Source organism: Acinetobacter lwoffii, assembly GCF_024129735.1.
Classification (GTDB): domain Bacteria; phylum Pseudomonadota; class Gammaproteobacteria; order Pseudomonadales; family Moraxellaceae; genus Acinetobacter; species Acinetobacter lwoffii_H.
In genome coordinates, this window is sequence record NZ_JAMXXK010000024.1 from 37,939 (window position 1) to 48,728 (window position 10,790).

At 44.4% G+C, this 10,790-nt stretch carries 13 protein-coding genes; 12 read left to right on the forward strand and 1 reads right to left on the reverse strand.

Going from position 1 to position 10,790, the window contains the following annotated elements; translation table 11 throughout:
* Positions 1-347 precede the first annotated feature (347 nt).
* The 7 genes from NI469_RS08565 to pal all read left to right on the forward strand — a co-directional run bounded on the left by NI469_RS08565 (position 348) and on the right by pal (position 6,925).
* Positions 348-1,691, forward strand: a complete 1,344-nt coding sequence (locus NI469_RS08565; protein WP_253174848.1) for an amidohydrolase — start codon at positions 348-350, stop codon at positions 1,689-1,691.
* A gap of 266 nt (positions 1,692-1,957) precedes the next feature.
* On the forward strand, positions 1,958-2,365 hold the full coding sequence (ybgC, locus tag NI469_RS08570; protein WP_004645668.1) for a tol-pal system-associated acyl-CoA thioesterase: 408 nt from the start codon (positions 1,958-1,960) through the stop codon (positions 2,363-2,365).
* Positions 2,366-2,392: 27 nt separating this feature from the next.
* The gene (tolQ, locus tag NI469_RS08575; RefSeq protein WP_253137816.1) at positions 2,393-3,091 is read left to right on the forward strand and encodes a protein TolQ; all 699 of its coding nucleotides are present in this window, start codon (positions 2,393-2,395) and stop codon (positions 3,089-3,091) included.
* Positions 3,091-3,540, forward strand: coding sequence for a protein TolR (gene tolR / locus NI469_RS08580; RefSeq protein WP_004731735.1), 450 nt, complete (start codon positions 3,091-3,093; stop codon positions 3,538-3,540). The genes tolQ and tolR overlap by 1 nt, the downstream gene beginning before the upstream one ends.
* Positions 3,541-3,543: 3 nt before the next feature.
* Complete coding sequence (gene tolA / locus NI469_RS08585) at positions 3,544-4,809, forward strand: cell envelope integrity protein TolA (RefSeq protein ID WP_253174850.1); 1,266 nt, start codon at positions 3,544-3,546, stop codon at positions 4,807-4,809.
* A 205-nt stretch (positions 4,810-5,014) separates the two neighbouring features.
* Positions 5,015-6,298 (forward strand): Tol-Pal system beta propeller repeat protein TolB, encoded by a 1,284-nt coding sequence (gene tolB, locus NI469_RS08590; RefSeq protein ID WP_253174856.1) that lies wholly within the window; start codon positions 5,015-5,017, stop codon positions 6,296-6,298.
* A gap of 54 nt (positions 6,299-6,352) precedes the next feature.
* On the forward strand, positions 6,353-6,925 hold the full coding sequence (gene pal, locus NI469_RS08595; RefSeq protein WP_004279115.1) for a peptidoglycan-associated lipoprotein Pal: 573 nt from the start codon (positions 6,353-6,355) through the stop codon (positions 6,923-6,925).
* A gap of 79 nt (positions 6,926-7,004) precedes the next feature.
* On the opposite strand, the gene NI469_RS08600 is transcribed toward pal, so the two are convergent.
* A complete protein-coding gene (locus NI469_RS08600; RefSeq protein ID WP_253174852.1) occupies positions 7,005-7,190 on the reverse strand; it encodes an NF038105 family protein in 186 nt (61 codons plus the stop codon).
* 180 nt (positions 7,191-7,370) lie between these two features.
* Between NI469_RS08600 and NI469_RS08605 the strand changes: the two genes are divergently transcribed.
* The 5 genes from NI469_RS08605 to NI469_RS08625 all read left to right on the forward strand — a co-directional run bounded on the left by NI469_RS08605 (position 7,371) and on the right by NI469_RS08625 (position 10,669).
* Positions 7,371-8,345 (forward strand): class 1 fructose-bisphosphatase, encoded by a 975-nt coding sequence (locus NI469_RS08605; RefSeq protein ID WP_004731742.1) that lies wholly within the window; start codon positions 7,371-7,373, stop codon positions 8,343-8,345.
* 51 nt (positions 8,346-8,396) lie between these two features.
* Complete coding sequence (locus NI469_RS08610; protein WP_004279118.1) at positions 8,397-9,173, forward strand: TrmH family RNA methyltransferase; 777 nt, start codon at positions 8,397-8,399, stop codon at positions 9,171-9,173.
* Between the two features lie 167 nt (positions 9,174-9,340).
* Positions 9,341-9,955, forward strand: a complete 615-nt coding sequence (locus NI469_RS08615) for an RNA polymerase sigma factor (RefSeq protein ID WP_253174854.1) — start codon at positions 9,341-9,343, stop codon at positions 9,953-9,955.
* Complete coding sequence (locus NI469_RS08620) at positions 9,952-10,269, forward strand: hypothetical protein (RefSeq protein ID WP_004279120.1); 318 nt, start codon at positions 9,952-9,954, stop codon at positions 10,267-10,269. The genes NI469_RS08615 and NI469_RS08620 overlap by 4 nt, the downstream gene beginning before the upstream one ends.
* A complete protein-coding gene (locus NI469_RS08625) occupies positions 10,259-10,669 on the forward strand; it encodes a DUF3106 domain-containing protein (RefSeq protein WP_153566694.1) in 411 nt (136 codons plus the stop codon). Before NI469_RS08620 ends, NI469_RS08625 begins: the two co-directional genes overlap by 11 nt.
* Positions 10,670-10,790 lie beyond the last annotated feature (121 nt).

The window sequence follows — 10,790 nt, forward strand, 5'->3', positions numbered from 1 at the left end:
AATATTACGAAAGAGTGAATGCAATCTAAGTGCCAAAATAAGTTTAAGAGGTTTAAAAAATCTTCACTTCATTCAGATTATTGATATAGAGGTAATCGTTTTTATCCCTTTTTAGCCTGAAATTCTTATAATTTTCATACCTTATAAATATAAAAAATCAATTTAGATACATATTTTTACAATGTAAAAGAGCAAGTAAAGCTCTTTGAGAACAGATATTAACACCCAGAATACCTTTAAAGTATCAAAAAATACTTAGAGGGTTTTGGTCGAAATTAGATCAGTATGCCATCCTAAAGAATCACTTTAACCATTTCAAATTCTTGAGGTTCTCCCGAAGTATGAACATGTATAAGCAGATATCCCTTTGTCTCCCTCTTCTTTTCTGTAGCCAGTTCAGTCTGGCCGACTGGATTGATGACTCTGTACACGCTGCTGAAGCACACACCATCAAACTACGACAGCATATCCACCAGCACCCAGAACTGGGGAATATGGAATTCAAAACCTCGGAGCTGGTCCAAAAAGAATTAAAATCCTACGGCATTGAAGTACGTAAAGGCTATGCCAAAACCGGTGTAATCGGTGTATTAAAAGGTGCAAAAACCGGCCCTGTGATGGCCTTACGCGCAGATATGGATGCCTTGCCAATCAAGGAAACTGCACCCGTGCCTTTCGCCAGCAAACAAAAAGCGATTTATCAAGGCAAAGAATCTTATGTGATGCATGCCTGTGGTCATGATGCACATACTGCGATGTTATTAGGTGCAGCCAAAGTGCTGGCCGCCAATAAAGATAAAATTGCGGGTACAGTGGTGTTTGTATTCCAGCCGGCTGAAGAAGGTGGTGCCGATATTGATAACTTTACTCATGGCGATCAGATTGGTTCCCGCAAAATGATTGCCGATGGTGCCTTGAACAGTCCAAAACCTGAAGTGATTTTCGGGATGCATGTCATGGCAGGCATGCCAAGCGGCAATATCTTCTACAAAGATGGTGCGATTTTAAACAGTGCCGATCATTTACGTATTCAGGTCAATGGTAGTCAGGTGCATGGCTCCATGCCTTGGGCAGGTAAAGACCCAATTTATGCCTCTGCCCAGATGGTCACCAATTTACAAAGCCTGATCAGCCGTAAAGCTGACTTGACTAAAGGGATGGGTGTGGTGAGTATTGGCAGCATTCAGGGCGGCACCACCGGCAACGTCATTCCAGATCAGGTCAATATGGTCGGGACTATTCGTTCCAATAGTGAAGATGTACGTCAGGGCATTTTAAAAGACTTGCCGAAAATGCTGGAACACAATGCCGCAGCCAATGACGTTAAGGTGAAAGTCGAAATTGCACCTTATGCACCAGTGACCACCAATGATAAAACCTTGACTGAATTGATGCGCCCAACCTTGGCGAGCGTGCATGATGAAGATAAATTGCATGTTTTAGACAACAATGCCAGCGCCAGTGAAGATTTTGCTTATTATGGCCAGCTCATGCCATCGCTCTTCGTTTTTGTTGGTGCCACACCAGCAGATCAAGATCCGGCAAAAGCCGCACCCAACCATAACCCGAATTTCATTGTCGATGATGCGACCTTGAAAACCGGGGTCGAAAGCCATGTCCGTTTTATTCTGGACTATCCAAAAGTAGCTGAGCAGGTTCAGGCCAACTGGAAACAGAAAAATAAAGGCTAATCTTCTATTACTAAAATGCGCGCCTTCATGGACTCGCGCATTTTAGTAACTGCTGCTGTTTCATAAATGAGCTGTTAAGCGCTCAGTACTTCTTCTTGGCGACTTCTCTCCAGATTTGACACCTTGTGCCATTGGTCTCAAGACTCACAATGCTAAACTTTGAACCGCTAAATTGCTTGACTGTTGGCAGGAATCCGGCAAACTCTAATCCCTCTCCTGCATCTAAAAACAAGCAAAAATTTCGAAAATCTGCATGGAACAAAACTATGGCGAATCACTTTGAATTCAATATCCGCGTTTATATTGAAGATACTGATGCGGGTGGCATTGTCTATCACGCCAATCATATTCGCTATATGGAACGTACCCGTACCGAATGGTTACGTGCCGCTGGAGTGAGCCATTACTGGCATCAGACAGACTACAATTTTGTGGTGCATAAAATTAATGTCAAATACATGCGTCCGATCCTGATGGATGATTTAATTACTGTTACGGCACGTGTCATTTCATGTAAAGCTTCATCATTTGTATTGCAACAAAATATTTATCGTGGTGAAATCATGCTTGCATCAGGTGAGGTTGAGTTGGCATGTATCAGTGCAGAGATGCGACCACGTCGACTCCCGGATGAAATCCGCGAACTAATTCAAAAAGAATTGGAACAAGACTAAAAAAATTTATTGGCACACGTAACAACTATGGCGACTCAGTTAGAATCATCTCTTCAAGTTTCAGATCTTATTTTACAAGCAAGCCCTGTCGTACAACTGGTGATGCTTTCTCTCCTGTTAGCCTCAATATATAGCTGGTATCTGATTGCCAGGCTCTATATGAATTATAAAAAAGCCCAGGCCGATGATGAACATTTCCAGAAAATCTTCTGGTCTGGTGCTGAGCTGAATACCCTGTATAACAATGCACAACTCAACTCCAAACGCACTGGCCTTGAAGATATTTTCTATCAGGGTCTGGGCGAGTTCCTGAAACTGAAAAAACGCCATGCGCCGACTGCCCAGTCGATTGAAGGAACAGAGCGTATTCTGCGTGTCGGTTTAAGCCGTGACCAAGGTCATCTGGAACAAGGTCTGGGTGCATTGGCAAGTATTGGTTCTGTTGCACCTTATGTTGGTCTGTTCGGTACAGTCTGGGGCATCATGAACGCCTTTATTGGCCTGGCAGATGTTGATCAGGTGACACTGGCGACGGTCGCACCCGGTATTGCAGAAGCCTTGATTGCAACTGCGATCGGTCTGTTTGCAGCCATTCCAGCGGTATTGGCCTTTAACCACTTCACGGCCAAAGGTGAAACGGTCTACTCTGACCGTGCGCTGTTTGCCGAAGAAATGGTGGCGCTATTGCAACGTCAGTCTGTGGGCGTAACTCAGGACAAAGACTAATGGCGATTCAAGGTTCAGGACGCTTTCAGCGTATTAAAAAGCCACTAAAAAGTGACATGAATGTGGTGCCGTATATCGATGTCATGCTGGTACTTCTGGTGATCTTTATGGTCACCGCTCCGATGATTACCAGCGGTATCAAGGTTGACTTGCCTCAGGCCAACGGATTGCCGATCGAATCCAAGGACGCTCCGACCATCGTCACACTCAAAGAAGATGGTTCATATTATTTAGAATATAAAAATCAGGCGACTGGCCCAGTCACACTGGAAGAATTAACGCGTACCCTGGTTGATGCCCAAACCCAGGCACAAAATGAAAACAAGGTGCTCAATGTCGTGATCAATGGCCATAATACCCGTCCATATGGCGATGTCATGGCCTTGATGTCCAGCCTGCAGGATGCTGGCCTTTCTCAAGTCGGTTTACTGACCAAGCCATTAGAATAAAGTATGAAAGACTATAAAAAGCCACCATTTCAGAAAAAAGCCATCGCACTTGGATTCACCTTAGGTATCCATGCAGTGGCTTTGGTGGGCTTACTTTATCTGGGCATGAGTAATCCCCCTGAACCGCCAAAACAGATCAAAACCGTTCTGATCAAGCCAGAAGACCTTAAACCGGTGACTCGCGAAGAAACCGAATTTGAGGAAACTGCACATGAAAATGTCGCAGAAGAAATCACTCAAACGGCAGAACCCAGTATAGAACCTGCTCCTGTCATTCCGACAGCAGCCCCTGCTGTACCTGTGACTCCACCTGTGCCAAAAGCAGATACACAAAAAGTCCAGCAGGAACTGAAAGCGGCAGAGGCAGCACAAGCCAAGGCTGCGCAGCAAGCAGCTGAAGCAGCGAAACGTGCCGAAGCTGCTGAACAGGCGAAACAGGCAGCGGTCAAAGCCAAAGCGGATGCAGCACAAAAATCCAAGGCTGAAGCCGAAGCTGCACGCCAAGCTGAACTGAATGCACAGCGCAAAGCCGATGCTGCACAAAAAGCCAAACTGGAAGCACAGAAAAAAGCCGACCTAGCTGCCAAGCAAAAAGCGGATGCTGCAACAAAAGCCAAAGCAGAGGCTGATGCCAAACGTAAGGCTGAAGCTGCTGCTAAAGCAAAGGCAGATGCGGCAGCAAAAGCCAATAATGATGCAGCGGCGAAACGTAAAGCAGACGCTGATGCGAAAGCCAAAGCAGACGCGGCAGCTAAGGCTAAAAATGATGCAGCGGCGAAACGCAAAGCGGATGCTGATGCCAAAGCGGATGCGGCTGCTAAAGCTAAAGCCGACGCTGATGCCAAACGCAAGGCAGATGCCGACGCTAAGGCCAAAGCGGATGCAGACGCCAAGCGCAAAGCAGATGCTGAAGCAAAAGCCAGAGCTGATGCAGATGCCAAAGCTTCAGCCGCGAAACAAGCTGCTGAAGAAGCTGCACAGAAAAAAGCGGAATCAAAACGGATTGCATCCACTGCGAAGCGCGATTTTACCAATAAAGTTAAACAGGCTTGGAATACACCAGTGGGTTCATCTGGTAAAACTGCCAACGCTCGCGTCACGCTAAGTGATAGTGGTTCTGTCATTTCTGTAGTGGTAAGTGCAAGTGATCCCGATATGAAAGCCAGTGTAGAAGCTGCAGTTCGTGCTGCTGCACCTTATCCAATGCCTTCCGATCCAGATGCACGCCGTGAAGCACGAAGCTTTACTTCAACCTTTACTGCGCAATAAAAAACGGAGCCATCACATAAATAATGTTGTGATGGCTTTTATTTTTTAAGCTAAACTTCACTTTAAATTGATTAAATAATATTCACTTTTCACAGTGTCATAACAGTTTGGTCATAAATTCATGGTTTTATTCTATTAAATCCATGCGATGATGTAGCCCAAGCACCTATACAATAAATCCGTTGATTTGAGTAAATAACGAATGATGGAAAAGACTCGCAAACATCTACTCTGCCTCGCAATCATTAGCGCTTTAAGCCCTGTATTGGCAACCCAGTCCTATGCCCAATTGCATCTGGAAATTACCAAGGCACCTGAGGCAGCACCTAAAATTGCCGTTGTACCTTTCAGTCAGGATCAGAGCATTTATCCTATTGTGGAAAATGACCTGAATCGTTCTGGCCGCTTTACCAGTGCTTCAAAAAACCTGCCTGCAACAGCGACATTGAATAATCCGAATGCAGAAGCTTGGGCATCGGCTAGTGTTCCCTATGTGGTCACCGGTTCATCCAAGACCACAGCCGATGGTTCTTTTGAAATCCAGTATCAGCTCTATGATGTCGAAAAAAAACAATATCTATTAAATGAATTGCTAACTGTTCCAGCCTCACGCACCCGTCAGGCAGCACATATGATCAGTGATGCCATCTATCAAGCATTGACCGGTATTCCTGGTGATTTTAGCGGACGTATTGCCTATGTGCTGCGCAATCCTGCTACGCCAGAACAACGCTATACCTTGCAGATTGCCGACACCGATGGCGAACAGCCAAAGACCATTTTGACCTCACGTGATCCGATCCTTTCTCCGGCATGGACACCAGACGCCAAAAAAATCGCTTATGTGTCGTTCGAAACCAAACGCCCGGCGATTTATGTACAGGATCTGGCGACCGGACAGCGTGAAAAACTGGCCAGCTTCCGTGGTTTGAATGGCGCGCCGAGCTTCTCTCCAGATGGCAAGAGCATGCTGTTTACTGCTTCTATGCACGGCAATCCGGAAATCTACCAGATGAATCTGGAAACGCGTCAGCTACAACGTATGACCAATGACAGTGCCATTGATACTGAAGCACGTTATTCGCCAGATGGAAAATCTTTTATTTTCACTTCTGACCGTGGTGGTTCTCCACAAATTTATCGCCATGATCTTGAATCAAGTAGCAATAAACGCCTGACCTTCCGTGGTGCATTCAATGCGCGTGGTACGCTAAGCGCAGATGGTAAAAAACTTGCATTAGTTCATCGCCCAAGCGGCAGTAACTATCGAGTTGCGGTTCAGGACATGACCTCTGGTGTGAACAACATTTTGACACCAACAACGCTGGACGAATCGCCAAGCTTCTCGCCAAATGGCCAGATGGTGGTCTATGCCACCCGTGAAGGTGCACGCGGACTCTTGTCGATCATGTCGCTGGATGGCCGCTTCCGTATGAATTTGCCAAGTGAAACGGGCGAAGTCCGTGAACCGGCTTGGGCACCAAAATAAGATTTTTATATTGATAAACCCTTTACCCCATAATCAAACTTCATGGAGATGAAGATGAACAAAGTAAAATTATTTGCCTTGCCACTTTTAGCAGCAGCTGTTGTCATGACAGGTTGTGCGAGCCGTAAGCCTGCCGCTGAAGTTCAAACGGGCGGTTTAGATACGACCGGTACAACAACTGTGAATACTCAAGGTCTGAGTGAAGATGCAGCACTGAATGCACAAAACATGGCAGGTGCTTCTGCAAAAGGTGTTACTGCAGAAAATAAAGCATTCTTGGCAAAACGCGTGGTGCATTTTGACTATGACAGTACTGAACTCAGCAATGAAGATCTAAATACGCTGCAAGCCCATGCGCAATTCCTGATGGCCAATGCCAATTCACGTGTAGCACTCACCGGCCATACCGATGAACGCGGTACCCGTGAATACAACATGGCACTTGGCGAGCGTCGTGCCAAAGCAGTAGAAAGCTTCTTGGTGACGACTGGTGTTAATCCTGGTCAACTAGAAGCAGTTAGCTATGGCAAGGAAATGCCAATCAATGCGGGCCATGACGAAAATGCCTGGAAAGAAAACCGCCGTGTAGAAATTAATTATGAAGCGGTACCACCATTGTTGAAATAATTTTCATTCATGATGGTTTCATCAAATAAAAAGCACTCAATCATGAGTGCTTCTTATTGGCTTCAATGAAAGAATCGGTCTACTTTAGAAGCTGATCTTGTTCAGCCGGATGCATCGATTCGATCAGATCATGTTTATTGAATTGTTTGTACTCTGGTTTTGCTTCATAATCCCGCCAGGCTTCTTTCATCTTGTCTTCAGAGATATCATCTAAAGTAATGCCTTCGCTTGGCGTTGGAGTCGCATCAAACTTCAATGTTGTCATATCTGTGCTCCTATTCTCAATTTTCCTTTGTCTTCAACATAGCACTTTCCGCAGGAGTTGCAAGGGCAAAATCGATACAAATAATCCAGTTTAATTTTTCTTTTAGTACGTTCTCATCTAAAATATAGCCGCATATCGTTTTGATCATTTTTTCCCGATTTAAGTTTTGGAGTTTCCCCTATGTCATACCGCACTTTATCCCAGTTTTTACAACAACAAAGCGGGAATCTCACACCTGAACTTGCACAAGTTATTGAAACGATTGCAAACACTTGCAAAGACATTGATCAATTACTGCAAAAAGGTGCTTTAGCGGGTGTATTGGGAAGTGCACAGCATGAAAACGTTCAAGGCGAAGAGCAAAAGAAGCTGGATGTCATTTCTAATGACTATTTGATTGATGCCTTGCAGCAACATCCAAATGTGGGTGGTTTGGCCTCAGAAGAACTGGATGAATTCACCCCTGCACAAGAAAATGGTCAATTTCTGGTATTGTTCGATCCATTAGACGGTTCAAGCAATATCGACATCAATATGTGTGTTGGTACTATTTTCTCGATTCTTCCTGCGAAGAATGCTGTGACTCAGGCAGAAGACTTTATGCAAGCCGGTGTTCATCAGGTAGCTGCAGGTTATGTGCTTTATGGCCCGTCAACCATGTTGGCATTGACGGTCGGCGCAGGCGTGGTGTTCTTTACCTATGACCCTGAGACTCAAGAATTCCTACTGACTTCTGAAGCAATTCAGGTTGCTGCGGATACTAAAGAATATGCGATCAATGCGTCGAATCAGCGTCATTGGGAAGCACCAGTACAGCGTTATATCGATGAATTGTTAGCTGGTAAGACTGGCCCGCGTGAAAAAGACTTCAATATGCGTTGGGTTGCCTGTATGGTGGGCGACATTCACCGTATTCTTTGCCGTAGCGGTATCTTCATGTATCCATACGACCTTAAAGATCCGGCTAAAGCTGGCCGTCTGCGTTTAATGTATGAAGCTAACCCAATGAGCATGCTCATGGAACAGGCTGACGGTGCATCAACTACAGGTCGTGTCCGTATTCTTGAGATCGAACCGACAGATCTACATCAACGTGTGCCAGTGATCATTGGTTCTAAAAACGAAGTTGATCTTGTGACCAGCTACCACAACTAATTTTTATAGCGGTAGTCGATATTGAATCGGCTGCCGTGGATTATATCTCCCATGCCAACTTTTTTTCTTGATTCAAAAGACAATCCAAAGATTAAACACTTACGTGGTTTAATCGAACAAAATACTTATCGTAAAAAACAAGGTCAAACGGTTTTAGAAGGCACGCATCTGTCTCTTGCCTGGCTACATGAAAACCGTAAAATTGATTCGATTTTCACCACTGAACATGCACTTTCACATCCTGATTTCGAGAAAATTCTTGCAAAATACACAGGTATGGTCTTTGTTCTGAGCGAGTCTTTATACAAAGATTTAAGCACCTTAGGAACATCTTTAGCCTGTTTAGCTGTGGTCACTCTACCGACAGCAAATTATGCATTGGATTTTAAAGCAGACACTTTGATTTTGGAAAATGTACAGGATCCGGGTAATGTAGGCACCCTGCTTCGCTCTGCTGCTGCTGCCGGTATTGAACAGATTGTATGTACCAAAGGTTCTGCATCGCTCTGGTCTCCACGCGTATTACGTGCCGGTATGGGTGCACATTTCACGCTGCAAACCTTTGAAAATATTGCGCTTGAACAAATTCTTGAGCAATTTCAAATCCCTGTCTATGTAACCAGCTCACACCGTGCTGAAAGCCTGTATTCAAAAGACTTACGTAAACCTTGCGTGTGGATTCTGGGTAATGAAGGCCAAGGCGTGTCTGATTATGCGATGCAACATGCTGAAGCCGTTAGCATTCCGCAACCTGGAGGTCAGGAATCACTGAATGTCGCAATTGCCGGTTCGATCTGTTTCTTTGAAATGGTACGTCAACGTATCTAATTAGGGATTTAGGTTACAGTGTTTTAATACGGCCCTGCCCGTGTATAAAATAGATTAAACTACAAAAATAATAAACTTAATTGTCAACCAAACCAGGATTCCCAACGTTATGTGATTATGAACTTGGGAATAATGGTGGGTGTCCAATGACAGGATTTTCCATCTCTATGGATTTAGCACCAAAACAGTTGCAAACACACGATGTAAGTATTCTGAAGAGTACGGCTGAAGCACGTCTGAAGAATTTTATGCAGGATGTGACTGGGCGTGCCTTGGTGATGATGGAAAGTGCGACTCAAGGTCATCATGGTATTGCTATGGATCTGGTTCAGGAAGCTTTCATTTCCTTACACAAATCCTATGCAGAAAAAAGCACAGAAGAATGGTATCCCCTGTTTTATACCATTCTCAACAACAAGTTACAGGACTGGCGTCGTAAAGAATCACGGCGTGGTCAAATGTTTTCATTTTTCAAAAAAGTCAGTCTCGATGACGACAAAATTGAATTCGATGATATCGTTGATGAATCAACACCAACGCCGCTGGACTTTCTCGATCAGGCAGTCACTGCTGAAGAAATCCAGGAAGCGATTGCAAAATTGCCTGTGCGTCAGCAACAGGCATTTATGCTCAGAGCCTGGGAAGGATTTGATACGCATACTACCGCACAAATTATGAACTGCACAGAAGGCAGTGTAAAAACCCATTATCACCGTGCTATCCAAGGCTTACGTGCCTCTTTAGCACATTTAAATCCATATCTGGGAGGGTCATCCGAATGAATCAAGATGATTTCTTAAAACAAGTAACTTCCAAACTTGATGGACTGGCACAACAACATAAAGATAAACCTGTTGTCATGCACCATGTTCTTGAAGAAATTCAGGATTCAAAACATTCACGCTTTGCATTTCTAAAAATGTCAGGTTTTGCTTTGGCAGCTGCGATTGCAGGCATTGTGGTATTACCGAATCTTTCGGACCATAACGAACCGCAAACTCAAATGGTGTCAGTCCCAAAACTGTCTCCGCAAATGCTTGAAGATTTAGAAATGTTAATGGTTTTAGGTGAGGACAAAGTTCCACATGGCAGCTAAAAAATTGGTGATTGCTTTTTGTGCATTCAGTTTTCTGCAAACCAGCTTTGCAGGATTTGAACGTTTTTGGCTATTTTCCAAAGATGCGAATACCCAAGTAACTGATACTTGGGATAGTCTTTCTGATTCTGAACAATTGGCACTGATTAAACGTTATCAATCTTTAAAAGAAATCCCCGAACAACAACGTGTCAGCTTGCAGCAGCGTATGGACTGGTTTACCCAACTCCCTGATGCGGAAAAGCAGAGAATGCGTGAAACATGGCAAATGATGAGCAGTCAGGAACGTAAAGAACTGGGCGCACGTATGCAAAAAGCGTCTCCTGAGCAACGCCTCGCCATTCGTGAAGAATATATTCTCAAATATCAGCAAGTGACTCAGCAGCCTAACTCGCATTAAAAACTTAATATAAAAAAGCCTCCATATGGATAATGCCAGTCAGTTAAGAAATTGACTGGCATTTTCTTGGGTATTTCTGCGGTTTTCCTTTCACAACTCGTGGGCAACTTCTAACCCTTCT